21 protein-coding genes are annotated in these 23,289 nt (G+C 69.0%); 12 read left to right on the top strand and 9 right to left on the bottom strand.

From position 1 onward, the window contains the following. Positions 1 to 34: 34 nt before the first annotated feature. On the bottom strand, positions 35 to 1,438 hold the full coding sequence (locus MKK52_RS18595; protein ID WP_243956296.1) for a LysM peptidoglycan-binding domain-containing protein: 1,404 nt from the start codon (positions 1,436 to 1,438) through the stop codon (positions 35 to 37). A 230-nt stretch (positions 1,439 to 1,668) separates the two neighbouring features. Here MKK52_RS18595 and MKK52_RS18590 point away from each other — a divergent pair, with 230 nt between their 5' ends. Both MKK52_RS18590 and MKK52_RS18585 read left to right on the top strand, forming a co-directional pair. After that, positions 1,669 to 2,265, top strand: coding sequence for a TIGR00730 family Rossman fold protein (locus tag MKK52_RS18590; protein WP_243956294.1), 597 nt, complete (start codon positions 1,669 to 1,671; stop codon positions 2,263 to 2,265). 147 nt (positions 2,266 to 2,412) lie between these two features. Beyond that, positions 2,413 to 5,679, top strand: a complete 3,267-nt coding sequence (locus tag MKK52_RS18585) for an autotransporter domain-containing protein (RefSeq protein ID WP_243956292.1) — start codon at positions 2,413 to 2,415, stop codon at positions 5,677 to 5,679. 57 nt (positions 5,680 to 5,736) lie between these two features. Here MKK52_RS18585 and MKK52_RS18580 read toward each other — a convergent pair whose 3' ends face one another. The 7 genes from MKK52_RS18580 to MKK52_RS18550 form a co-directional block, all read right to left on the bottom strand. Beyond that, positions 5,737 to 6,276 (bottom strand): ferritin-like domain-containing protein, encoded by a 540-nt coding sequence (locus MKK52_RS18580; RefSeq protein ID WP_243956289.1) that lies wholly within the window; start codon positions 6,274 to 6,276, stop codon positions 5,737 to 5,739. Between the two features lie 142 nt (positions 6,277 to 6,418). Then, positions 6,419 to 7,642 (bottom strand): ABC transporter substrate-binding protein, encoded by a 1,224-nt coding sequence (locus MKK52_RS18575; protein ID WP_243956287.1) that lies wholly within the window; start codon positions 7,640 to 7,642, stop codon positions 6,419 to 6,421. 94 nt (positions 7,643 to 7,736) lie between these two features. Further along, positions 7,737 to 8,639 (bottom strand): 3-keto-5-aminohexanoate cleavage protein, encoded by a 903-nt coding sequence (locus MKK52_RS18570; protein ID WP_243956284.1) that lies wholly within the window; start codon positions 8,637 to 8,639, stop codon positions 7,737 to 7,739. Between the two features lie 64 nt (positions 8,640 to 8,703). Further along, positions 8,704 to 9,705, bottom strand: coding sequence for a nickel/cobalt transporter (locus MKK52_RS18565; RefSeq protein WP_243956282.1), 1,002 nt, complete (start codon positions 9,703 to 9,705; stop codon positions 8,704 to 8,706). Further along, positions 9,696 to 10,352, bottom strand: coding sequence for a DUF1007 family protein (locus tag MKK52_RS18560; RefSeq protein WP_243956280.1), 657 nt, complete (start codon positions 10,350 to 10,352; stop codon positions 9,696 to 9,698). Before MKK52_RS18560 ends, MKK52_RS18565 begins: the two co-directional genes overlap by 10 nt. 81 nt (positions 10,353 to 10,433) lie before the next feature. Further along, positions 10,434 to 11,348: an amino acid ABC transporter substrate-binding protein gene (locus MKK52_RS18555; RefSeq protein ID WP_243956278.1), complete on the bottom strand. Its 915-nt coding sequence runs from the start codon at positions 11,346 to 11,348 to the stop codon at positions 10,434 to 10,436. A 24-nt stretch (positions 11,349 to 11,372) separates the two neighbouring features. Further along, positions 11,373 to 12,653 (bottom strand): dicarboxylate/amino acid:cation symporter, encoded by a 1,281-nt coding sequence (locus tag MKK52_RS18550; RefSeq protein WP_243956276.1) that lies wholly within the window; start codon positions 12,651 to 12,653, stop codon positions 11,373 to 11,375. A gap of 232 nt (positions 12,654 to 12,885) precedes the next feature. Here MKK52_RS18550 and MKK52_RS18545 point away from each other — a divergent pair, with 232 nt between their 5' ends. The 10 genes from MKK52_RS18545 to MKK52_RS18500 all read left to right on the top strand — a co-directional run bounded on the left by MKK52_RS18545 (position 12,886) and on the right by MKK52_RS18500 (position 22,144). Then, positions 12,886 to 13,803 carry a branched-chain amino acid ABC transporter permease gene (locus MKK52_RS18545; RefSeq protein WP_243956274.1) on the top strand — a complete coding sequence of 306 codons (918 nt, stop codon included), beginning with the start codon at positions 12,886 to 12,888 and terminating at the stop codon, positions 13,801 to 13,803. Beyond that, positions 13,803 to 15,209, top strand: a complete 1,407-nt coding sequence (livM, locus tag MKK52_RS18540; RefSeq protein ID WP_243956272.1) for a high-affinity branched-chain amino acid ABC transporter permease LivM — start codon at positions 13,803 to 13,805, stop codon at positions 15,207 to 15,209. The genes MKK52_RS18545 and livM overlap by 1 nt, the downstream gene beginning before the upstream one ends. Then, a complete protein-coding gene (locus tag MKK52_RS18535) occupies positions 15,209 to 16,069 on the top strand; it encodes an ABC transporter ATP-binding protein (protein ID WP_243956270.1) in 861 nt (286 codons plus the stop codon). Before livM ends, MKK52_RS18535 begins: the two co-directional genes overlap by 1 nt. A gap of 10 nt (positions 16,070 to 16,079) precedes the next feature. Further along, positions 16,080 to 16,886: an ABC transporter ATP-binding protein gene (locus MKK52_RS18530; protein ID WP_243956269.1), complete on the top strand. Its 807-nt coding sequence runs from the start codon at positions 16,080 to 16,082 to the stop codon at positions 16,884 to 16,886. Further along, on the top strand, positions 16,879 to 17,232 hold the full coding sequence (locus MKK52_RS18525; protein ID WP_243956267.1) for a DUF6867 family protein: 354 nt from the start codon (positions 16,879 to 16,881) through the stop codon (positions 17,230 to 17,232). Before MKK52_RS18530 ends, MKK52_RS18525 begins: the two co-directional genes overlap by 8 nt. 57 nt (positions 17,233 to 17,289) lie before the next feature. Beyond that, positions 17,290 to 18,411 carry a branched-chain amino acid ABC transporter substrate-binding protein gene (locus MKK52_RS18520; protein WP_243956265.1) on the top strand — a complete coding sequence of 374 codons (1,122 nt, stop codon included), beginning with the start codon at positions 17,290 to 17,292 and terminating at the stop codon, positions 18,409 to 18,411. A gap of 381 nt (positions 18,412 to 18,792) precedes the next feature. Beyond that, the gene (locus tag MKK52_RS18515) at positions 18,793 to 19,716 is read left to right on the top strand and encodes an amino acid ABC transporter substrate-binding protein (protein WP_243956263.1); all 924 of its coding nucleotides are present in this window, start codon (positions 18,793 to 18,795) and stop codon (positions 19,714 to 19,716) included. A 77-nt stretch (positions 19,717 to 19,793) separates the two neighbouring features. Next, a complete protein-coding gene (locus MKK52_RS18510; RefSeq protein ID WP_243956261.1) occupies positions 19,794 to 20,516 on the top strand; it encodes an amino acid ABC transporter permease in 723 nt (240 codons plus the stop codon). Positions 20,517 to 20,574: 58 nt separating this feature from the next. Next, on the top strand, positions 20,575 to 21,267 hold the full coding sequence (locus MKK52_RS18505; protein ID WP_243956259.1) for an amino acid ABC transporter permease: 693 nt from the start codon (positions 20,575 to 20,577) through the stop codon (positions 21,265 to 21,267). A 148-nt stretch (positions 21,268 to 21,415) separates the two neighbouring features. Then, positions 21,416 to 22,144 carry an amino acid ABC transporter ATP-binding protein gene (locus MKK52_RS18500; protein ID WP_243956464.1) on the top strand — a complete coding sequence of 243 codons (729 nt, stop codon included), beginning with the start codon at positions 21,416 to 21,418 and terminating at the stop codon, positions 22,142 to 22,144. Positions 22,145 to 22,163: 19 nt separating this feature from the next. Here the strand turns inward: MKK52_RS18500 and MKK52_RS18495 are convergent, their stop codons facing one another. Continuing rightward, positions 22,164 to 23,186: a DapH/DapD/GlmU-related protein gene (locus MKK52_RS18495; protein ID WP_243956257.1), complete on the bottom strand. Its 1,023-nt coding sequence runs from the start codon at positions 23,184 to 23,186 to the stop codon at positions 22,164 to 22,166. Between the last annotated feature and the right edge of the window lie 103 nt (positions 23,187 to 23,289).

The following is a 23,289-nucleotide window of genomic DNA, read 5'->3' as shown; positions in this document are numbered from 1 at the left end:
CCGCACCCCGTCCGGCGGGACGACGGCGTGCCGCCTAGCCCCGCCGGTCGTCCGGTAGCACGAAGATCTGGCCGGGATAGATCAGGTCCGGATCGCGGATCTGCCCCTGGTTGGCGTCGTAGATCACCGTGTAGCGCTCGCCGCGCCCGTAGATCCGCTTGCTGATCTGCCAGAGGTTGTCGCCCCGGGTGATCCGTGCCGTGGCGATGGCGGGCACGAAGACCGTCCCCGACGCGGCGGGATCCTCCTGGGCTTCGGCGAGACCGTTCGCGGCCGGCGGCGGCGCCGGGAGGGACCGCGGCGACGGTGACGACGGGAGCGTGGCCACCATGGGCTCGCCGCGCGGCGCCGAGGCGCCATGCTTCTGCTCCGGCTTGGCGTGGTCCCCCTTGCTGTGATCCATTTGCCCGTGATCCGCGCGGGCCGCCTCGGCGACCTGCTGCGGCATGGCGAACGGCACCTCCGCACGGTGCAGGACGCGGCCGGATTTCGGATCGATTTCATCGATCCGCACCTGATACTGGCCCTGCGCGACGCCCCGTCCGATGGTGAAGGTCACGCGGCCGTCCGGCCCGATCCGGGCCGGGGCGATGAGCGTGTCGTTGAGATAGAGCCTCACATCCGTGCCGGGCTTGCCGGTGCCCGTCACGAACAGGCGCCCGCCGGGCTCGGCATCGACGCTGACGATCCGCGTCGTCGCGTCCTGGGCGGGGCGTCCGGTCGGAGTCGTCCCACCCCCGCCTGCGGGCTTGTCCACCCGGCCGGCCTGGGCCGTCTCGGGGGTGCCGGGCTGGGAGAGGACCACGGTCGGCGCATCGGGGGTCGAGAGGGCGACGAGGGGGCGGCTCTTGCCCTCCGGCGCCACCGAGACGGCCACGCTCTGCGGCGAGCGGACCTCCTGGCCATCCGCCGTCCGCGACCGCAGCATGATCTCGCTCGATCCCTTCGGCAGGGCCGGCGGGACGATGGCGAATTGCCCGTTCGGATCGGTCAGCGCCTTGGCGACGGGCTTCCCGTCGACCAGCATCTCGATGACCGTGTTCGGACGGCCCCGTCCCGCCACCACCGCGTCGCCGTTCGGCTCGACGCGGACGATATCGAAGCTCGGTGCGACGGCGGCCTCGGCCGCCTTGCCCGGCTCCGCCCCTGCGGCGGGGGCGTTGCCCGCGCCGGGATTCGGTTTCGCCTCGGCGGGCTTGTCCTGCGGCGGCGTCTCCTGCCGAGGCGAGTCCTGCCGAAGCGTCTCCTGGGCGGGCTTGTCCGCATCCTTGCCCGGCAGCGGCGCATCGGGGGAGAGAGCGGAGAGCTTGCCCTGGGCCGCCTGCTCGACCCGCGACAATCCGCCGGCCCCGTAGAGGCCCAAAACGATCCCGAGACCCACCAGAAGGCCGACGAGCGCCAGGACGATTCCGTGCCGTAGCCGACCCGACGTCACCACGTTCCCCTCCCTCGCCGCCCCACCGTCAAGGGACGAAAACTCAAAACTTCGCGGACCTCCTCGTGGAAACCCGTCGACTGCACGGCCTATAATAACGTACACGGGCCGGGCACCAAGCCGCTCTACCCTTGTGGTTGGCGAATCCTGCGGGAATTCAGCACTTTGCTGCAACTTCACCCGGATGCAGGACCTTCGGGGCGGCCCCCAGAATGCGCGAAGGAGGGCGCCGGATGGCCCTGGTGAGGACGGTCTGTGTCTATTGCGGCTCCGGGTTCGGCAAGAATCCGGCCTTCAAGGAGGCGGCGCAGCAGCTCGGCACCGCGCTTGCGCAGGCCGGCATGTCCCTCGTCTACGGCGGCGGCGATGTTGGGCTGATGGGCACCGTCGCCCGCGCCGTGCTGGAATCGGGCGGCCACGTCACCGGCATCATCCCGGACTTCCTCCAGGCCCGCGAGAACATGCTGGACGCCGTCGATGAGACCATCGTCGTGCCGGACATGCACACCCGCAAGCGCCTGATGTTCGAGCGCTCGGACGCGTTCGTCACCCTCCCCGGCGGGATCGGCACGCTCGAGGAACTCGTGGAGCAGCTCACTTGGGCGCAGCTCGGGCGGCACAAGAAGCCGGTCGTGCTCGTCTCGGTGGATGACTTCTGGGCGCCCCTACTGGGCCTGTTCGACCACATGCGCGACCACGGCTTCATCCGCGACGGGTTGGACCTGAGCTACCTCGTGGCGAAGGACGCCGCCGCCGTGGTGCCGCTCCTCCAGGCCGCCGGCCACGAGCCCGACGACCATGCCGAGGAACTCGTCGTCACGAAAATGTAGTCGCTACTTAGCCGGCGCAAGTATTGATATGTTGCTATTCCGCAACTTGTTGTTGTTTTCAAATATATGACGGGATTATGACAAAATCCACAGGCTAGGCTTTGGTTAAACAACCCTCACCCGAGGACCAGCGGGTTGGGGGCAACAATGGACTTCAAGCAGAGTGTGTCAATCGCCGCGCTCGCATTGGCGGCGTTCGGCCCATCGGCCGTGCAGGCCCAGACGGTCAACACCACGCCGTCCAACGTCAACGTTCTGAACCTGCTCGGCCCGTTCCTCGGGCTGAACGCGACGCAGGTCGGCCAGCAGACGCTGCAGCTGAACCTGTCGCAGGCCGTCGCCCAGAATCGGGGTGCCTCGGTCGCGGACCAGCAGAAGGCGATCAGCGACAAGGCCCTGCCGGGGAGCGCGGCCTTCACCACCTCGATCACGCTGGCCGACGGCACGCGGGTGAACCTCGGCCCGGCGGACAACCTCGCGGGCGGGCTGCCGGCACAGGCGCCGCAGAGCGCGGGCGGCCTCACCCCCCTTCAGCCGGTGGGCGGCCTCGGGCCGCAACTCGGCGGGATCTACCAGACGGGCATCCGCGCCAGCACCGCCAACAGCGGCCCCCTGACGGCGACGTTCAACCTGCTGAACCAAGCCTACACCGTGTTCAGCGCCGATCTCGGCGTGGCGAAGAATTACTTCGCCAACGGCGCGGCCACCAACCCGAGCACGACGCCCGCCGGCTACGTGCCGGTTCCGGCCGTGGCGCCCGCCGGCTATTCCCTGCCGACCGGCCCCTACACGATCCCCGCCGGCTCGCCGGCCGGCGCGGCGGGCTCCACCGGCACCCTGCCGAACCGCTACGACAGCGTCCTCGACCTCGCCTACGGCGTGCGCAACACGCAAGCCGGGCAAGATGTCTACGGGTCGTCGCGGCCGATCCAGGTGGCGCAGAGCCAGTACAACGTGTTCGATCCGACCGCGTTGAACGGCATCGCGACCAACCCGTCCTTCCCGAGCGGGCACACGCAATACGCCTATACCGACGGCTACTTGCTCGCGATGCTCGTGCCGCAGCAATACCAGAACATGCTGCTGCGGGCCTCCGACTATGCCAACAGCCGCATCGTGCTGGGCGTCCACTACCCGCTGGACATCATCGCCTCGCGCGCCTTCTCAGCCTACGACCTCGCCCAGGCGTTCACGAACCCGGCCTACATCAATAACGCCACGACCACGGGCACGGCGATCAAACTGCCGAGCCTGTTCACGGCGGCGCAGGCCGAGTTGCAGACCTACCTATCGGCCCAGTGCGGCAACACCGTCGCCGCCTGTGCCAACAGTGCGGCGAACACGACCAATAACCCCTACCTGCCCAACGCGGCCAACCAGGCGCTCTACCAGTCCCGCCTGACCTACGGCCTGCCGACCCTGACCTTCGCCCAGGCGCCCCGCGAACAGGCGCCTTCTGGCGGGCCCGACGCCTCGATCCTGCTGGCTCCGCTCTACGGCGGCAGCACGAGCGCGGCGAAGACCCTCGCCCCGAACGGCGGCCTCTACGGCCAGCTCACGACGGGGACGATCAACCAGATCATCGTGAACACCGAGGGCAACGCGCTCGCCGCCTTCTACGGGACGGCACTGAGCTACTGGTCTCGCCTCGATCTCTACTCGGCGGCCGGGTATTTCGGGAACGTCACCGGCACCCTGTCGATGGACCCGACCGACCGGCTCAACACCGGCACGAGCATCGGCAGCGGCGGCGCCCTCTACGCCAATGGCACGATCGGCGGCACGGTCATCGTCAACAGCGGCGGCCTCCTCGGGGGCTCCGGCACGGTGGGCGGGCTCGCGGCCCTCTCTGGCGGCACGGTGGCACCGGGCAATTCCATCGGCACCCTGAACGTGGCCGGCAACGCCGTCTTCGCGGCGGGCTCGGTCTATCAGGTCGAGGCCAACGCGGCGGGCCAGTCCGACCGGCTCGCGGTCTCCGGCACGGCGACGCTGGCCGGTGGCACGGTTCAGGTGCTGGCGCAGAACGGCGCCTACAACCCGCGCACGCAGTACGCGATCCTCAACGCGACCGGTGGCGTCACGGGCCAGTTCGCGGGCGTCACCTCGAACTTCGCCTTCCTGACCCCGACCCTTCGCTACCAGCCGACCGAGGTCGACCTGACGCTCACGCGCAACGACGTCGCCTTCGCGAGCATCGCCACGACCCGCAACGGCGCCTCCGTCGCCAACGCGATCCAGGCGGGCGGGCCGGGCAGCGCCATCTACGGTTCGACCGTGGGCCTGACCACACCGGAGGCGCAGGGTGCCTTCCGCGCGCTGGCCGGTGACATCCATGGCTCGACGGTCTCGTCGTCCTACGAGACGGCGTTCTTCGTCCGCGAGGCGATCCTCGACCGGCTGCGCTGGGGCACCACCCCCGGCGCGGCGGACGGCCTCAGCTTCGGCAACCTGCCGGCCAGCTACACCGCCGACCTGCCCGGTCGCCGGCCGCCGGTCGTGAGCGTGCCGATGCAGACCCTCGACCCGACCGTGGTCGGGATCTGGGGCCAGGGCTTCGGCGCGTTCGGCAGCGCGAGCGGCGGCAACGCCTTCGGGCTGGACCGGACGCTCGCCGGCTTCGCGGCGGGCCTCGACGTGCGCCTGCCGAGCGGGATCAAGCTCGGTGTGGTCGGCGGCTACACCGAGAACACCCTCGACACGAATGGCCGCTTCCAGTCGGCCGGCGTGACTAGCGGGTTCGGCGGCGTCTACGGCGGCTACGAGGTCGGGCCGGTGTCGCTCCGCCTCGGCGCGGTCTACGCGGACGAGTCGCTGCGCACCCGCCGTGCCGTGATCTTCCCCGGCGTGGCGGACACCCCCACCGGCCGCTACGGCGGCTACACGGTGCAGGGCTTCGGCGAGATCGGGTACAAGTTCTTCCTCGGTCAGCCCGCTCCGGTGGCGCTAGTGTCGAAGGGTGCGGCCCTCCAGCCGGTGCAGCCTTCCCTGACCTACATCGAGCCCTTCGTCGGCGGCGCCTATGTCGGCATCCACCGGGACGGCTTCGCCGAAACCGGCGGCGTGGCGGCCCTGCGCGGCTTCGCCCGCGACTACGACCTCGGCGCCCTGACGGTGGGCGTGCGCGGCCAGACCGCCTTCGACTTCGGCACCGGCCTGCCGCTCTCGGCCCACGCCCTGGTCGGCTACCGCCGGGCTTTCGGCGACGTGGTGCCGAAGGCGCTCCTGGCCTTCGGGACCGGCCCGTCCTTCCTGTCGGCCGGCGTGCCGATCGACCGGGACGCGATGGTTGCGGAAGTCGGCCTCGATCTGCGGGTGGCGCCGGGCGCGACGCTGGGCGTGGCCTATACGGGCCAGACCGGTTCGCGCGCCCAGGACCAGGCGGTGAAGGGCAACTTCACCTACCGGTTCTGAGCCTCACGCAGCGGACAGTGACAGGGCGGCGCTCCGAAAGGGGCGCCGCCCTTTCCGTTAGCGGACCGCCTTCGCCTTGGCCTTCGGGGCCGGCTCCGCGCCGTCTTCGATGCCGGCCGCGTTGATGGTCTCGGCGATCTTCGAGAGGAGCGCGTCGGTCTTCTTCTCTTCCTGCAAGGTCTCGTCGAGGAGGCTCGCCGCATCCGCGTAGCCGAGTTGGCTCGCCCAGGTCTTGAGCGTGCCATAGCGGGCGATCTCGTAATGCTCGACCGCCTGGGCGCAGGCGGCGAGGACGGCATCGGCCGCCGGGCTGTCGCCGAAATCCTCCAGATCCTCCTCCATCTCCGAGGTGATGCCCTGCATCGCCTCGCAGGTCTTGGCGCGGGCGGGCTTGCCGATGATCTCGAAGACCTGGGTCAGGCGCTCGACCTGATGGGCGCTCTCCTCGGCATGGGTCTCGAAGGCCTGCCGAAGCTCGTCGTGCTCCGCCGCCTTGGCGGATTTCTTGAGGGCTTTCACCGATTGCTTCTCGGCGTAGTAGACGTCCTTGAGGGTCTCGTAGAACGCGTCGTGAAGCGTCTTCTGCTTGGTGGCCATGGCGATCGGAACTCCTGCGGGCTGTGGAATGGCCGAGCGGGTGAAAGCGGCCACATCCCGCCAACCCCGGCTTGGCTCTGCGGGTCCCGCCTTTATTCTCACCGTCCGCAGGAACTTTCCGGATCGCCGCGTTCGGTCTCGCTTACTTGGCGATCATTGGGCACCCGCCCTCGCTCATCGGGCGGAAGGCCTGATCGGCGGGGATGGTCTCCAAGACCTTGTAGAGGTCCCACTCGCCCTTCGACTCGGCCGGAGCCTTCGCCTCGAACAGGTACATCGGGTGGATCTTGCGCCCGTCCGGCCGGATCGTCCCCTTGCCGAAGAGCGGATCGTCGGTGGGGATCTCCTTCATCTTGGCGACGACCGCCGCGCCGTCCTTGGCCGAGTGCAGGGCCTCGACGGCCTTCAGGTAATGGAGCGTGCTGGCGTAGACGCCCGCCTGATACGAGGTCGGCTTCTTGCCCGGCATCTTCTGCGAGAAACGGTCGGCGAAGGAACGGGTGGCGTCGTTCAGGTCCCAGTAGAACGAGGCGGTGAACTGGAGCCCCTGGGCCACGTCGAGGCCCAGCGAGTGGATGTCCGTGATGGCGATCAGCAGGGCCGCGAGTTGCTGCCCGCCCTGGCGGATGCCGAATTCGTGCGCCTGCTTGATCGCGTTGGCCGCATCGAGCCCCGCATCGGCCAGCCCGATCACCTGTGCGCCGGAGGCCTGGGCCTGGAGCAGGAAGGACGAGAAATCCGGGTTCGGGAAGGGCGTGCGCACGCCGCCGACGACCTTGCCGCCGTTCTTCTCCACCACCGCCTTGGTGTCCCGTTCGAGTGCCAGCCCGAAGGCGTAGTCGGCGGTGATGAAGTACCAGGATTTGCCGCCGCGCTTCAGCAGGGCCTTGCCGGTGCCGTTGGCGAGCGCCGCCGTGTCGTAGGTCCAGTGGACGGTGTTCGGCGTGCAGGCCGGGCCGGTGAGGTCGGCGGTGCCGCCGCCCGAATTCACGAAGGCCTTGTTCTTCTCCTTGGTGATCTGCGCGATGGCGAGCGCCACCGACGAGGTCGGCACGTCGAAGATCGCATCGACCCCGTCGCGGTCATACCATTGCCGGGCAATGGAGGCGCCGACATCGGGCTTGTTCTGGTGGTCGGCGGCGATGACCTCGACCTTGAGCCCGTGCTGCTCCGGCTTGAAATCCTCCACCGCCATCCGCGCCGCGACCACCGCGCCCTCGCCGGTCGAGTCGAAATAGACGCCGGAGCGGTCATTCAGGACGCCGATCTTCACCGGCACGAGGTCGGCGGCATGGGCGTCAAGATGGGCGGCGGCGAGCGTGCAGAACGCGGCGAGCGCCCCCGCCGCGAGGGTACGGGTCGACATCGGTCTCTCTCCCTAGGGGCATGACGATCCCACCGCGTTCGGTGCGGCGGGTTTGCATGACGGATGCAGCTTAGACGGCGTGTTCGGCCGTTGCCTACGCCTCGGGTTGAGGAAGCGTCCCCGGAGTCAGGCCCAGGATCGCCCGCGCCTCGGCCGGGCTCGCGGGCGTGCGGTCGATATGAGCGAGCAAGCTCACCGCCTTCTCGACCAGGGCCGCGTTGCTCGGGGCGAGCTGCCCCCGTCCGAGATAGAGGTTGTCCTCCAGTCCGACGCGGACATGCCCGCCCATCCCCGCCGCCACGGCGAGCATCGGGAACTCCGCCCGGCCGATGCCGAAGGCCGACCAGACCGCGTCCTCGGGCAGACGGGCGCGCAGGGCGACCAGGGTTTCGGGCGTGGCCGGCGCCCCCCACGGAATGCCGAGGCAGAGCTGGAACAGCGGTGGCCGGGCGAGGTGCCCCTCCGTGATGAGATGCCGGGCAAGCTCGATATGGCCGAGGTCGAACACCTCGATCTCCGGCTTCACCCCGGCCTCACGGATCGCCTTCGCCATGGCGCGCAGGTGCGCGGGTGTGTTGAGGAACAGGTGCTCGCCGAAATTCATCGTGGCGATGTCGAGGGTGCAGATCTCGGGCTTCAGCGCGCCGACATGCCGGGTGCGTGCCTCGGGCGTGACGAAGGTGGTGCCCGGCCCCGCCACGGCGGGGTCCGTCTCCCCCGGCACGAAACGTCCGCCCGCGCCCGTGGTGAGGTTGAGGATGACGTCGCCGTTGCGCTCGCGGATCCGCTCCACGACCTCGTGGTAGAGGGCGAATTCCATACTCGGCGCCCCGGTCTCGGGATCGCGGACATGGATGTGGACGATGGCCGCTCCCGCCGCGGCGGCATCGAGGGCGGAGCGTGCGATCTGCTCGGGCGTCACCGGGACGGCCGGGTTCTTCTTCGGCGTGTCGAAGGAGCCCGTCAGCGCGCAGGTGACGATCGTCCTGTCGGTCATGTTCACTCCTCCCGCTTTTGCGCCAGAGTGGCACGGCGGCGGGAGGCTGGCGAGGCGTCGCGCCCTAGCCGCCGACGCCTGTGGCGACACCGGCGAGCATCGCGACACCCAGAACCAGCACGAAGGCGGCGGCCAGCAATTCGAGCCCACCGACCGCCCTCGCCCCGGCCTGTCCGCGACCGCCGGCCAGCGCCAGGGCGGCGCGCTTGGCGAAGACGGCGAGCGCGGCAAGCGCGGTGGTGGTGAGCGCGGTGCCCACCGCCATGGCGAGGACGGCGAGGATGCCGGCGAGCGGCACGCCCTGCGCCATCGCGAAGACGAGCACGAGCACCGCCCCGGCGCAGGGCCGCGAGCCCGCCGCGAGGACGATCCCCGCCCGCGCCCGCCAGGTCCGTGCGGAGTCGACGCGCTCGGCCGCCGGCATGTGAGCGCAATCCGGCCCGCAGGCGCTGCCGGCCATCTGGCCCGATGCGAGCTGCCCGGCCTTGCGCCAGGTCAGGGCGAGGCCGGCGGCGGCCACCAGGGCGAAGCTTGCCGTCTCGATGAAGGTGCCGGCCCGCGTCATCGTCGCGGCGGTGGCGTTGAGGACGAGGCTGCCGACCCCCACCAGGGCCATCGCCACGGCGGCCTGCAGCAGGGCGGCGCAGGCGCTGAGGGCGCAGCCAAGGCGAAAGGCGCGCTCCCCCGCCAGAATGTAGCCGGCGATGACCGCCTTGCCGTGCCCCGGCCCGGCGGCGTGGAAGACGCCGTAGGCGAAGGCGAGGCCGATCAGCGGCGTCCAGTCGCCCCCGCCCTTGAGGGCGGTGACGGCGGCGTTCATGGCCCGCGAGAAGCTGGACTGAAGCGAAAGAATGAGGCCACCGAGGCCAGTGGTGGCGGGGGCGGCCTCGCGGAACCCGATGCCGAAGGGCGAGCGCGGCGGCGGCGCGGCGATACCGGGGGCGATGAGCCACGCCAGCAGGGCGACGAGGAGCGCCGCCAAGGCGACCGCCCCGGCCATCAGCGCGAGGCGCTGGGGCAGGCGCGAGGCCGGCGCGGCGGGGGCGATACCGAGCCCTACGGACACGCGACGATCACCCGGTTGGCGAACTGCTCGCCGTAATTCGAGGCGGCGGTGAGGGCTTCGAAGAAGGCCTCGCTCATGCCGGTCTTGGCGTCGGCGACCTTCGTCTGGTCGTTCTTCGGCCGCGTGACCGAGGCGGTGCAGCCCTGCGGCGCCCCCGTCAGCGTCACCGCATCCTGCCCCTCCGCGAAGCCGAAGGAGACGAAATAGGTCGGGTCGTAGATTTCGAGCGCCGCCACGCCCCGTCCCGGCGCCGCCGGGCTCTTGAGGGGCAAGAGGAAGCTGAGCGTCAGGGCGTTGCCCTCCATCCGCATCGCCGCCTCGCGGGGCTCGGCGAAGGCCTGCTCCTTGCCGGCGACCTTCAGCTTCGTGAAGTAGCCGAACTCCGCGAGGTTCTCGGTGTTCGTAGTCGCGAGGGACGCCAGCTCGTCGGGGCTGAGCTTGCCGTCCTTGTTGGCGTCGAGCCCCTGGGTGACGTAGGCCGAGTATTCCGGATCGAACGCCCAGATATGGCGCACGCCCGTGACCTTGCCGTCCGCGTAGGCGACCTGCGCCCTGGCGGAGACCCAGACGTGGGGATGGGCCTGCGCGGCCGTCGCGGCACAGCAGGCGGCGACGGCGAGGAGGCTGCGGAGGGCGGCGGTCGGCATGGGCGGCACGCTCGCGGCGATGGGTCAACGAAGGATGAACGCGCGCTTGTTCGCCCGGCCGTGGGGCGAAAGCGAGGCGCGCTATTGCCCTGCGTCCAATCCCATCAGTTGGAAGCTCACCCGCAAATCGTCCGACATCGGCACATCGAGGCGTTCGCCGTTCGGCAGGCGCTTGAGGAACCAGCGCTCGTAGGTCCAGCGCAACTCGCGGGATTCGGCGAGCCGCCGGAAGGTGTCGGCGACCAGGGACGCGAATGCCGGGTCGTCCTTGCGGAACATGATTCCGTAGGGCTCGAAGGAGAGCTTGTCCGGCAGCACCGTGTAGGAGGACCCATCCGCCGGATCGGTGGCGATCAGCCCGTAGAGGAGGATGTCGTCCAGGGCGAAGGCATCGGCCTTGCCAGCCTTCACCAGGGCAAAGGAGGCGGCGTGGTCGGGCGCCGTCACCACCTGCGCGTCGATCTTCAACCGGGCGAGGAGATCGCGCAGGATGCGCTCGTTGGTGGTGCCGGCGGTGACGACCACCGTCTTGCCGCCGAGGTCCCGGTAGGAGGTGAGCGTCGAGCCCTTCCGCACGAGGAGCTTCGTGGCGCTGATGAAGTCGACGGGCGAGAAGGCGACCTGCTTGCGCCGCTCGGCGTTGGCGGTGGTCGAGCCGCATTCGAGATCGACCTTGCCGGAGGCGACGGCCCCGATGCGGGTCTCGGACGTCACCGGCTCGTAGCGGACCCTGAGGGGGCGACCGATCGCCGTCTGCACGTCGTCCACGATCTCGCCGCACAGGTCGATGGCGTAGCCCGCCACCCGGGGCGTGCCGTCGGCCCGCTTGCCCTCCACGAAGGAGAACGGGATCGAACTCTCCCGGTAGCCGATCACGATCTCCCCCCGCTGGGCGGCGGTCTTGAGCGTGCCGGTCAGGACCTCCACCGCCCCTGCGGGACAGGCGGCGAGGGTCAGTGCGGCGGCGAGGGCGAGGGCCCGGTTCCGCGTAGCCATGTCGGCCATCCCCTCCCGGTCGCCCTACTCGGCCGGCGCGGCGGCGCCGGGCATGTGATCGAGGCGCTGGTCCTCCAGGGTGAGCTGGCCCTCCCACTTCGCCACGGCGACGGTCGCGATGCTGTTGCCGAGGACGTTGGTCGCCGAGCGGCCCATGTCGAGGAACTGGTCGATGCCGATGATGAGCAGCAGCCCCGCCTCGGGGATGTTGAACTGCGACAGGGTCGCCGAGATCACCACCAGCGAGGCGCGCGGCACGCCGGCCATGCCCTTCGATGTGACCATCAGGAGAAGCAGCATCGTCAGTTGCTGCGTCCAGGTGAGCGGGATGTTGTAGGCCTGCGCGATGAACATCACCGCGAAGGTGCAGTACATCATCGAGCCGTCGAGGTTGAACGAGTAGCCCATCGGCAGCACGAACGAGGTGATCTTGTTCGGCACGCCGAACTGCTCGAGGTTCGAGAGCAGCTTCGGATAGGCCGCCTCGCTCGACGCGGTGGAGAAGGCCAAGACGAACGGCTCCTTGATCAGGTTCACGAGCCGGCTGATCCCGCCTGTGCCGACGAGGAGGGTGCCGACCCCCATCAACAGCATCCACAGGCAGAACAGGCCGAAGTAGAACATCAGCATGAACTTGCCGTAGGTGACGAGGACACCGATGCCCTGGGTTGTGATGGTCGCCGCGATGGCCGCGAAGACGGCGACGGGGGCGAACAGCATCACGTAGCCGGTGACCTTGAGCATCACGTCGGCGACGCCCTCGATCCCCTTGGCGAGGAACTGGCCCTTCTCCCCGAGGGAGGCCAAGGCGACGCCGAAAAAGATCGAGAATACAACGATTTGCAGGATTTCGTTGTTGGCCATCGCCTCCACCGCGCTCTTGGGCACGAGGTGGGTGACGAACTCCTTCAGGGAGAGCGAGGCGGCCTTCAGGCCGGTGCCCGCTCCGGCGTCGGGGAGCGGCAAGTTCAGGTTGTGGCCGGGCTGGAGAAGGTTCACCAGCATCAGGCCGAGCAGCAGCGAACAGAACGACGCGCCCACGAACCACAGCAGTGCCTTACCGCCGACCCGGCCGACGGAAGCAGTATCGCCCATGTGCGCGATGCCCACGACCAGTGTCGAGAACACCAGAGGCGCAATGATCATCTTGATGAGCCGCAGGAAGATATCGGACACCAGTGCGATGTATCCGGCGATCTCCTTGGCGGTCTGCGGATCCGGCCAAGTGATGCTGCAGGCATAACCCACCGCGATGCCGAGTACCATTCCGACAAAGATGAGTGTGGTCAGTCTCGATCCGGACATTGCTGATCCCTCCCCGCACCCGCCCGGGTCGATTGGTTACATTTCTCGTAACGGTCCAGCAGACACCATGCCATCCGCAAGCCCGCTTGCTGAAATTTGTGCGGCAAATGCCTGGATTTGTGTCGATGACGCCCCCGGGGCCCCTGTGGCGTCGAGGCTACGCTTGCGGTACGGGTCTTGCGGACCGACCCCGGAGGATTGAAACGCTCTGGGGCATCGAGCGGACGGGTGTATGGACGTCTTCCTGCAGCAGTTGATCAACGGCCTGACGCTGGGCTCGATCTACGGGTTGATCGCCATCGGCTATACGATGGTCTTCGGCATCATCGGCATGGTGAACTTCGCCCATGGCGACGTCTTCATGGTCTCCTGCTTCATTTCCCTGATCCTGTTCCTGCTGCTGACGACGTGGCTCGGCGTCACCTCCATCGTGCTCGCCTTCCTCGTGGTGCTGGTGCTGGCGATGGCGCTCACCGCCCTCTGGGGCTGGGCCATCGAGCTGGTGGCCTACCGGCCGCTCCGGGGCTCCTTCCGGCTGGCGCCGCTGATCTCGGCGATCGGCGTCTCCATCTTCCTGTCGAACTTCGTGCAGGTGGTGCAGGGCGCCCGCAATAAGTCGATGCCGCCGGTCCTCTCGGGGGGCATCACCGTCCTGGAGCGGGAGGGGTACACCGTGGTCCTGTCCTACAAGCAGGGGCTGATCATGGTGGTGACGGCGGTGCTGCTGACGGGCTTCTGGTACCTCGTCCAGCGGACGCCCTTCGGCCGCGCCCAGCGGGCCTGCGAGCAGGATCGGAAGATGGCCGCCCTGCTCGGCATCGACGTGGACCGGACGATCTCCCTGACCTTCGTCCTCGGCGCCGCCCTCGCGGCGGTCGCGGGGGTGCTCTACGTGATGTATTACGGCGTGGTCTCGTTCTCGGACGGGTTCGTGCCGGGCGTGAAGGCCTTCACGGCGGCGGTGCTGGGGGGCATCGGCTCCCTGCCCGGCGCGGTGCTCGGGGGGCTGATTATCGGCCTGATCGAGACCTTCTGGTCGGCCTATTTCTCCATCGAATACAAGGACGTGGCCGCCTTCTCGATCCTGGCGATCGTGCTGATCTTCATGCCCTCGGGGATCCTCGGGCGGCCTGAGGTCGAGAAGGTCTGATGGCCCGCCCCGCCGCCTCGACCCAGGGCGCCCTGCCGGAGAGCGTCATGGGCGCCATCCTGCGCGACGCCGCCCTCTGCGCCCTCGTCGCCCTCGGCCTCTGCCTGCCGCTGATCGCCTACCGGATGGATCCGGGGCCGGGCAGCGACCTCGTCCTCGTCCCCCGCTGGGGGCTGGTGGCGATCCTCTGCGCGATCACCTTCGGCGTCCGCCTCGGCCAGCGCCTGCTCCTGCTGCGCCGGGACGCGCGGCGAGCCCTGACGCCCGCCCCCGCCCAGGCCACCGAGGCCGTGGGGGGCGAGCCCGATGCCGGGCAGAAGGTCTCGAAGATCGGCCTGAAGCTGTTCGTGGCGGTGGCGCTCTCCCTGCCGGTCCTGGCGACGCTGGCCACCGGCGATCTCGGCTCGGCCCGCTACTGGATCGACCTCGGCATCCTCATCCTCACCTACGTGATGCTCGGCTGGGGGCTGAACATCGTCGTCGGCCTCGCCGGCCTCCTCGACCTCGGCTACGTCGCCTTCTACGCGGTCGGCGCCTATTCCTACGCGCTGCTCTCGACCACCTTCGGCCTGTCCTTCTGGGTGTGCCTGCCGCTCGCCGGCCTGTTCGCGGGCCTGTGGGGGATGCTGCTGGGCTTCCCCGTCCTGCGGCTGCGGGGCGATTACCTCGCCATCGTGACGCTGGCCTTCGGCGAGATCATCCGCCTCGTCCTCATCAACTGGACGGACGTGACCGGCGGCGCGGCGGGCGTGTCCTCGATTCCACGCGCCACCTTCTTCGGCATCCCCTTCACGGCGGACGAGGACGGGTTCGCCGCCCGCTTCGGCCTCGAATTCGATTCGATGCACCGGGTCGTGTTTCTGTACTACCTGATCCTCGTGCTGGCGCTGATCACCAACCTCGTGACGCTGCGCCTGCGCCGCCTGCCCATCGGCCGCGCCTGGGAGGCGCTTCGCGAGGACGAGATCGCCTGCCGGTCGCTCGGCATCGACACCACGGCGACGAAGCTCACGGCCTTCGCCCTGGGCGCGGCCTTCGGCGGCATCGCCGGCTCGTTCTTCGCCGTGCGGCAGGGCTTCATCTCGCCGGAGAGCTTCACCTTCCTCGAAAGCGCGATCATCCTGGCGATCGTGGTGCTCGGCGGCATGGGCAGCCAGTTCGGCGTTGCCATCGCGGCCGTGGCGATGGTCGCCGGCCCCGAGATGCTGCGCAACCTCGGCGGCCTGAAGGCGGTGTTCGGCGAGGGGTTCGATCCCAACGAGTACCGGCTGCTGCTGTTCGGCCTCGCCATGGTGGCGATGATGGTCTGGCGCCCGCGCGGGCTGATCTCGGTGCGGATGCCCTCGGTGACGCTGGGTGAGCGGAAGGCGATCTCCGGCGCCCATGTGAGCGAGGGGCACGGCTGATGGCGGCCCCCGTCCTCACGGTCGATCACCTGACCATGCGTTTTGGCGGCCTGACCGCCATCGCCGACCTGTCCTTCGAGGCGCGCCGGGGCGACATCACCGCCCTGATCGGCCCGAACGGGGCCGGCAAGACGACGGTCTTCAACTGCATCACCGGCTTCTACAAGCCGACCGAGGGGATGCTGACCCTCACCCACGAGGACGGCAGCGAGCACCTGCTGGAACGCCTGCCGAACCATCAGGTGAACCGGACGGCGCGGGTGGCGCGGACCTTCCAGAACATCCGCCTGTTCCCCGGCATGACGGTGCTGGAGAACCTGCTGGTCGCCCAGCACAAGACGCTGATGCGCGCCTCCGGCTACACGGTGCTGGGGCTCCTCGGCTTCAAGGGCTTTCGCGATGCCCAGGCCGCGGCGGTGGAGAAGGCCAAGGGCTGGCTCACGCGGATCGACCTGCTCGCGCGGGCCGACGAGCCGGCGGGGAGCCTGCCCTACGGGGCGCAGCGGCGGCTGGAGATCGCGCGGGCGATGTGCACCGATCCGGTGCTGCTCTGCCTGGACGAGCCCGCCGCCGGCCTGAACCCGCGCGAATCGCTGGAGCTGAACGCCCTGCTCCGCCACATCCGCGACCACGAGGGCACCTCGGTCCTGCTCATCGAGCACGACATGTCGGTGGTGATGGAAATCTCCGACCACATCGTCGTGCTCGACTACGGCAAGAAGATCGCGGACGGTACGCCGGAGGAGATCCGCACCAACCCGAGCGTCATCGCCGCCTATCTCGGCGTCGAGGACGAAGAGGTCGAGGCGGTGGAGGCCGAGGTGGGCCTGTCCCTGCCGCACGAAGGGCATCCGGCATGAGGGCCGACCGTTGAGCGTTGCCGGCATCAACGTGCTCGTGGAGGAGACCCGCGCGATCCAGGCGGGGGGCACGCCGCCGCTCCTGACGGTGCGCGGGGTCTCGACCTATTACGGCAGCGTCGCCGCCTTGAGGGGCGTCGATCTCGATGTCGGCGAGGGCGAGATCGTCACGCTGATCGGGGCCAACGGCGCCGGCAAGTCGACCTTGATGATGACCGTGTTCGGCGCCCCCCAGGCGCGTTCGGGCACCATCACCTACGAGGGCCGCGACATCACCCGCGTGCCGACCCACGAGATCGCCCGCCTCGGGATCGCCCAGTCGCCGGAGGGCCGCCGGGTCTTCCCGCGCATGAGCGTGCACGAGAACCTGCAGATGGGCGCCGCCCTCCATGGCGGGCGGTACTTCGCGGAGGACCTGGAGAAGGTCGTCACCCTGTTTCCCCGCGTCGGCGAGCGGCTGCACCAGCGGGCCGGCACGATGTCCGGCGGCGAGCAGCAGATGCTCGCCATCGCCCGCGCCCTGATGAGCCGGCCGAAGCTGCTCCTGCTGGACGAGCCGTCGCTCGGCCTCGCGCCCCTCGTGGTAAAGGGCATCTTCGACGCGATCCGCCGCCTCAACCGGGAGGACGGGATGACCATCTTCCTCGTGGAGCAGAACGCCTACCACGCCCTGAAGCTCGCCCATCGCGGCTACGTGCTGGTGAACGGGCGCATCACCATGAGCGGCACCGGCCGGCAATTGCTGGACGACCCGTCAGTGAAGGCGGCCTATCTCGAAGGCGGCCACGCCGCGCCTGCGGGGGGCGACCATGCTTGACGGCCTGCTGTTCGAGGAAGGCTCGGTCTGGCTGTTCCTCCTCGTCACGGTGGTGATGGGCGGCTGGGCCGGCTGGATGGCGGCGCGGGGCATCGCCAAGGGCTGGCGGCCGTATTGGCACTGCGTTCCGGCCCTGCTCCTCGTGGCGGCGGCGGTGCGCTTCATCCATTTCGCCCTGTTCGGGGGCACGCTCTTGTCGGCGCATTACTACGCCGTGGACGCGCTGGTGGTGCTGCTGATCGGCTCGGCGGGGTTTCGCGCGACGCGCACCCGCCAGATGACGAGCCAGTACCGCTGGCTCTACGAGAAGACCTCGCCGCTGACATGGCGTCCGCGCGGGTCTTGAGCCTTCGACGATTCGGTTCGCCCTGATTGTCCGGGGCGCATGAAGGGGAGTGTGGCGATGCGATCGGTACTTCTGGCGGGCCTCGCGCTCGGCGTCCTGACCTCCGGCCCCGCCCTGGCGGAGGTCAAGATCGGCGTCGGTGCGCCGATCACCGGCAACAGCGCGGCCTTCGGCGCGCAGCTCAAGAACGGCACCGCCCAGGCGGTGGAAGACTTCAACAAGGCCGGCGGCATCAACGGCGAGAAGGTCGAGCTGGTCGTGGGCGACGACGCCTCCGATCCGAAGCAGGGCGTGTCGGTGGCCAACAAGTTCGCCTCCGACAAGGTGAAGTTCGTGGTCGGCCACTTCAATTCCGGCGTCTCGATCCCGGCCTCGGACGTCTACGCCGACGCCAACATCGTCGAGATCACCCCCGCCTCGACCAACGTGAAGTTCACCGAGCGCGGCCTGTGGAACACCTTCCGCACCTGCGGCCGGGACGACCAGCAGGGCGCGGTGGCGGGCGATTACCTCGCCACCAAGTTCAAGGGGAAGAAGGTCGCCATCGTCCATGACAAGACCCCCTACGGGAAGGGTCTCGCCGACGAGACGCTGAAGGCGTTCAAGGCCAAGGGCGGCAAGGAGACCCTCTACGAGGGCATCAATCCGGGCGAGAAGGATTACTCGGCCCTCGTCTCCAAGCTGAAGCAGAACGGCGTCGATATCGTCTACTTCGGCGGCTACTACACCGAGGCCGGGCTGATCCTGCGCCAGATGCGCGACCAGGGCCTGAATGCGCCGATGATGGGCGGCGACGGCATGGTCGATCGCGAACTCGTCGCCATCGCCGGCCCGGCCGCCGAGGGCACGCTCACCACCTTCCCGCCGGACGCCCGCAAGAACCCGGCGGCCAAGGACGCGGTCGCCGCCTTCAAGGCGAAGGGCATCGATCCGGAGGCCTACACCCTCTACGCCTACGCCGCCGCGCAGATCTTCAAGCAGGCGGCGGACGCCGTGAAGTCCACGGACGGCAAGAAGGTCGCCGCCTACATGCGCGAGGGTAAGCCGTTCCAGACGGTGCTCGGCCCGATCTCCCTCGACAAGAAGGGCGACATCACCAAGCCCGACTACGTGATCTACGAGTGGAAGAAGGGCAAGGACGGCCAGATCGGCTATGCCGGCAATGAACTGACCCAGTAACGTCTCACTCACGCCGACCGGACGCCGTCCCGCCATGCTGCGGGGCGGCTTTCGCATTGCGACATCGGGCGGATCGTCAGGCGCAGCCTGTGGGCTCCGTGACGCGCCCCGGTGCGTCCGCCTCAAAATCATGCAACATGCCGCTCGCGCGGGCGCTCGGCCCGGCTCCGAGTGTCGGAGAGGCGGCGAGTGTGGCTCCGGATGGATCGATGCGGTTCAGGGCGGCCGGTTCACCGGCCTACGGACCGCGCGCCGACCGGTATCTCGTATTCAGACCTGTCTCTCCGGCATCAACGTTGCAAAGGCTCCGCTCGAGCGGGCGGGCCTGCACCCGACACCGCCTGCCGACGACGTTCGGCCAGACCCAGGAGTTCCGTACCGATGCAGTTCGTTAACGCACGCCGTGGCCTCGCCGCGGCGCTTGGCCTGAGCCTCGCCGTCGCCCCCCTGGCCGCCGGCGCCGAGGACCTGACCGGCACCCTCAAGAAGGTGAAGGATTCCGGTGCCATCACCATCGGCTACCGCGACTCCTCCGTGCCGTTCTCCTACCTCGGCGGCGACGAGAAGCCGGTCGGCTACGCCATGGACATCTGCTACAAGATCGCCGACGCGGTGAAGACCAAGCTCGGCCTGCCGAAAATCGACGTGAAGTTGAACCCGGTCACCTCGGCGACCCGCATCCCGCTGATGGCCAACGGCACGATCGACCTCGAATGCGGGTCGACCACCAACAACGCCGACCGCCAGAAGCAGGTGGGCTTCACCAACAGCCACTTCCTCACCGCGACGCGCTTCGTGTCGAAGAAGTCCTCGAACCTGCACACGATCGAGGACCTGAAGGGCAAGACCGTCGTCTCGACCTCCGGCACCACGAACATCCGGCAGATCAACGAGGCCAACACCGAGAAGAAGCTCGGCCTGACCATCCTGCCCGCCAAGGACCACGCCGAGGCGTTCCTGATGGTCGAGACCGGCCGCGCCGTCGCCTTCGTGATGGACGACGTGCTCCTCGCCTCGCTGGTCGCCTCCTCGAAGGATCCGGGCGCCTACGAGATCTCGAAGGAAGCCCTCTCCAAGCCGGAGCCCTACGGCATCATGCTCCGCAAGGACGACGCGCCGTTCAAGGCCGTCGCCGACGAGGCCACCGCCAAGCTCTACACCAGCCCTGAGGGCAAGGCGCTCTACGACAAGTGGTTCACGCAGCCGATCCCGCCGCGCAACATCAACCTGAACCTGCCGATGAGCGACGAGATGAAGAAGCAGTTCACGAAGCCGATCGACAGCCCCGATCCGGCTGCCTACTGAGCCTTCGCACCTGAACGAGCGCCCCGCGGCACGATCCGCGGGGCGAACCAAGAAACGGCAGCGGGGCCGGGCGGGCGATGAACTACAATTGGAATTGGAGCATCTTCTTCGACCAGTCCCCGGAGGGGACCGGCACCTACGCGGACATGCTCCTGTCCGGCCTGTACTGGACCATCGTGACGGCGCTGTGCGCCTGGGCGATCGCCTTCACCCTCGGCTCGGTCATCGGCGTGCTGCGCACCCTGCCGAGCAAGACGGCGAACGCCATCGGCACGACCTATGTCGAGATCTTCCGCAACGTGCCGCTGCTGGTGCAGATGTTCCTCTGGTACTTCGTGCTGCCCGAGATGCTGCCGCGCGGCCTCGGGGATGCCGTGAAGCAGATGCCGGACGCGCCGTTCTACACGGCGGTGGTGTGCCTGGGCTTCTTCACCGCCTCGCGGGTGGCCGAGCAGGTCCGCGCCGGCATCCAGGCCCTGCCGCGCGGGCAGCGGATGGCCGCCACGGCCATGGGCTTCACCACGGCGCAGACCTACCGCTACGTCCTGTTGCCGAACGCCTACCGCATCATCCTGCCGCCGATGACCTCCGAGTTCCTGAACAACCTCAAGAACACGTCCGTGGCGCTGACCATCGGCCTGCTCGAACTCACCGGCCGGGCGCGCTCGATGCAGGAATTCTCCTTCCAGGTGTTCGAGGCCTTCACCGCCGCGACGCTCCTGTACGTGGCGATCAACCTCGTGGTTGTCGTCTGCGCGAGCCTGCTCGAACGCGCCGTCACCATCCCCGGGCAGCGCTGACCGCCCGAACCCCGCTGCAACCGGCCGCCGACGAGGCGGCGATGATGCGCAGGCCGAGATGCTCTCGAACTTCGATTTCTCCGTCGTCCTGACGTCCCTCCCCTACCTGTTCGGGACGGGCATGGTCTTCACCCTGTCGCTCACCGCCATGGCGGCGGCGGGGGGCGTGATCCTCGGGACCCTGCTCGCCATGGCCCGGCTCTCGGGGATCCCCGGCGTGTGGCACCTCGCCAAGGGCTATGTCGAACTGTGCCGCTCCCTGCCCCTCGTGCTGGTGATCTTCTGGTTCTACTTCCTGGTGCCGTATATCGGCGCCTACGCGGTCGGCTCGACGACGCCGATCCAGGTCGGCGCCTTCCCCTCGGCGCTCATCACCTTCACGGCGTTCGAGGCGGCCTATTTCGCCGAGATCATGCGCGCGGGCATCCAGTCGGTGCCGAAGGGGCAGACCGGCGCCGCGCAGGCGCTCGGTATGAATTACTGGCAGACGATGAGCAACGTCGTGCTGCCCCAGGCCTTCCGCAACATGCTGCCGCTGCTGCTGACCCAGACCATCGTGCTCTTCCAGGACACGTCGCTGGTCTACGTCCTGTCGCTCACCGACTTCATGGGCGCGGCCTCGAAGGTCGCCCAGCGCGACGGGCGTCTAGTGGAGATGTATATCTTCGCGGCGCTCGTCTACTTTGCGATCTGCTTCGCCGCCTCGTTCCTCGTGCGCCGCCTGCAGCGCCGCGTCGCCATCATCCGCTGATCAGGGGACTTTCACCATGACCTCTTCCCCGATGCCGGCCCCGACCGCCTCGCAGCCCGCCGTCGACGCCGACCACGCCCCGAAGGATCCCGGCCTCCAGCCGGGCAGCCTCGTCTCCGGCCTGCCGAAGGGCGCGCCGGGCGAGACGATGATCGCCATCGACGGCATCAGCAAATGGTACGGCGACTTCAAGGTGCTGACCGATTGCACCACGAAGGTCGCCAAGGGCGAGGTGGTGGTGGTTTGCGGCCCCTCGGGCTCGGGCAAGTCGACGCTCATCAAGTGCGTGAACGCCCTGGAGCCCTTCCAGAAGGGCCAGATCACGGTGGCAGGCACGAAGGTGCTCGACAAGTCCACCAACCTGCCGAAGCTCCGCTCGCGGGTCGGCATGGTGTTCCAGCATTTCGAGCTGTTCCCGCACCTAACGATCACCGACAACCTCACCATCGCCCAGCGCAAGGTGCTGGGGCGCGGCTCCGAGGATGCCAAGAAGCGCGGCCTCGACCTGCTGGCCCGCGTCGGGCTCGGCGCCCACGCGCACAAGTATCCGGGCCAGCTCTCCGGCGGCCAGCAGCAGCGCGTGGCCATCGCCCGCGCGCTCGCCATGAACCCGGTGGTGATGCTGTTCGACGAGCCGACCTCGGCGCTGGACCCCGAAATGGTCGGCGAGGTTCTCGACGTGATGGTCGAGCTCGCCAAGGAGGGCATGACCATGATGGTCGTGACCCACGAGATGGGCTTCGCCCGCAAGGTCGCCGACCGCGTGATCTTCATGGACCGGGGCGAGATCGTCGAGGACGCCACCAAGGACGAGTTCTTCGGCAGCCCCCGCTCCGAGCGCGCGCAGACCTTCCTGTCGAAGATCCTGCAGCACTGAGCGGCGGCGGGCGCGGTCGCTAGCCCGCCAGCTCCTCCTGCGCCGCCCGGTACTCGCGACCGTGGCGGCAATAGCTCTCCACGATGCGCAGCATCATCGCGCGCCGCTCGGCGTCGAGGGGGCCGAGGATGCGCGCGGGGCGCCCGCCCCAGAGATGGCCGGATTCGAGGATCTGGCCGGGATCGGTGGTGGCCCCGGCGGCGAGCATCACGTCGTCGGCGATCAGCGTCCCCGGCGCGATCACCGCGCCGATGCCGATGAGGCTGCGGGCGCCGATGCGGGAATCGGCGATGCGGACGTTGTGCGCGATGGTGGTGTCGCGCCCGATCACCACGCCCTCGCCCCGCGAGCGGATCACCGTGTTGTCCTGGATGTTGGTGTCGGCGCCGACCACTATGGGCCCGGCCTCGGCCTCCAGCGCGCAGCAGAACAGCACGCTCGCCCCCGCCCCCAGCCCGACGCGCCCGCGCAGGCGCGCGGTGCGGGCCACGAACACGTCCGGATCGAGGTCCTGCGGCGGCTCGGGATCGGCGCCGAGCCCCTCGGCGCTGCGCTCGCGCACCCGTTCGGCGCGCTCGGCCGCCTCCCCCGGCGCGACCGGGCGCACCGCCTTGGCGGGGCTGCCGGCATAGGCGAAGCCCCCCGCGAGGTCGGAGCGGGGGAACACGGTCGCCCCCGCCTCGATCACCGCGCCGTCGCCGATGCTCGATCCGTCGAGGATCACCACGTCGTCCTCGACCACCACGTCCGCGCCGATCGTGCAGGCGTGGAGCACGCTGTTGCGCCCCACCGTCACCCGGTCGCCGCAGGTCGTGCCGTGGGCGAAGGTGGCGATGTGGACGGTCGAGCGGTGGCCGAGCCAGAACCGGTCCCCCAGGGTCACGGGCTGCCCGTCGGCGCGGATCACCGCCGCATCCCCGAGCCAGGACTGATCGCCGATCCGCGCCGCGCCGATCACGGTGCTGCCGCGTCCGCACCAGACCGGGCGGCTGGCGAAGGACGGCGACTCGCCCTCGTAAGGCAGCGTCAGCTCTGGGTTCATGATGCCTTGTGCCTCCCGCGGCCCCGGTTCGGCCTCCGGCTCCTCCGTGCCATATAGGGCGCAGCGCAAACAGTCAGGCGCCCTGTGGGGCAGCCCCCGAAAG

This window comes from Methylobacterium sp. J-067 (assembly GCF_022829465.1).
Classification (GTDB): Bacteria; Pseudomonadota; Alphaproteobacteria; order Rhizobiales; family Beijerinckiaceae; genus Methylobacterium; species Methylobacterium litchii.
Note: the sequence above shows the minus strand (reverse complement) of the source record. Positions and strands in the feature narration are given on the sequence as shown.

Excerpts from the sequence above, each read along its gene's own strand:
- MKK52_RS18590 (WP_243956294.1), top strand. The coding sequence starts at position 1,669 with ATGGCCCTGGTGAGGACGGTCTGTGTCTATTGCGGCTCCGGGTTCGGC.
- MKK52_RS18585 (WP_243956292.1), top strand. The coding sequence starts at position 2,413 with ATGGACTTCAAGCAGAGTGTGTCAATCGCCGCGCTCGCATTGGCGGCG.
- MKK52_RS18580 (WP_243956289.1), bottom strand. The coding sequence starts at position 6,276 with ATGGCCACCAAGCAGAAGACGCTTCACGACGCGTTCTACGAGACCCTC.
- MKK52_RS18575 (WP_243956287.1), bottom strand. The coding sequence starts at position 7,642 with ATGTCGACCCGTACCCTCGCGGCGGGGGCGCTCGCCGCGTTCTGCACG.
- MKK52_RS18570 (WP_243956284.1), bottom strand. The coding sequence starts at position 8,639 with ATGACCGACAGGACGATCGTCACCTGCGCGCTGACGGGCTCCTTCGAC.
- MKK52_RS18560 (WP_243956280.1), bottom strand. The coding sequence starts at position 10,352 with ATGCCGACCGCCGCCCTCCGCAGCCTCCTCGCCGTCGCCGCCTGCTGT.
- MKK52_RS18555 (WP_243956278.1), bottom strand. The coding sequence starts at position 11,348 with ATGGCTACGCGGAACCGGGCCCTCGCCCTCGCCGCCGCACTGACCCTC.
- MKK52_RS18550 (WP_243956276.1), bottom strand. The coding sequence starts at position 12,653 with ATGTCCGGATCGAGACTGACCACACTCATCTTTGTCGGAATGGTACTC.
- MKK52_RS18545 (WP_243956274.1), top strand. The coding sequence starts at position 12,886 with ATGGACGTCTTCCTGCAGCAGTTGATCAACGGCCTGACGCTGGGCTCG.
- livM (WP_243956272.1), top strand. The coding sequence starts at position 13,803 with ATGGCCCGCCCCGCCGCCTCGACCCAGGGCGCCCTGCCGGAGAGCGTC.
- MKK52_RS18535 (WP_243956270.1), top strand. The coding sequence starts at position 15,209 with ATGGCGGCCCCCGTCCTCACGGTCGATCACCTGACCATGCGTTTTGGC.
- MKK52_RS18525 (WP_243956267.1), top strand. The coding sequence starts at position 16,879 with ATGCTTGACGGCCTGCTGTTCGAGGAAGGCTCGGTCTGGCTGTTCCTC.
- MKK52_RS18520 (WP_243956265.1), top strand. The coding sequence starts at position 17,290 with ATGCGATCGGTACTTCTGGCGGGCCTCGCGCTCGGCGTCCTGACCTCC.
- MKK52_RS18515 (WP_243956263.1), top strand. The coding sequence starts at position 18,793 with ATGCAGTTCGTTAACGCACGCCGTGGCCTCGCCGCGGCGCTTGGCCTG.
- MKK52_RS18510 (WP_243956261.1), top strand. The coding sequence starts at position 19,794 with ATGAACTACAATTGGAATTGGAGCATCTTCTTCGACCAGTCCCCGGAG.
- MKK52_RS18505 (WP_243956259.1), top strand. The coding sequence starts at position 20,575 with ATGCTCTCGAACTTCGATTTCTCCGTCGTCCTGACGTCCCTCCCCTAC.
- MKK52_RS18500 (WP_243956464.1), top strand. The coding sequence starts at position 21,416 with ATGATCGCCATCGACGGCATCAGCAAATGGTACGGCGACTTCAAGGTG.
- MKK52_RS18495 (WP_243956257.1), bottom strand. The coding sequence starts at position 23,186 with ATGAACCCAGAGCTGACGCTGCCTTACGAGGGCGAGTCGCCGTCCTTC.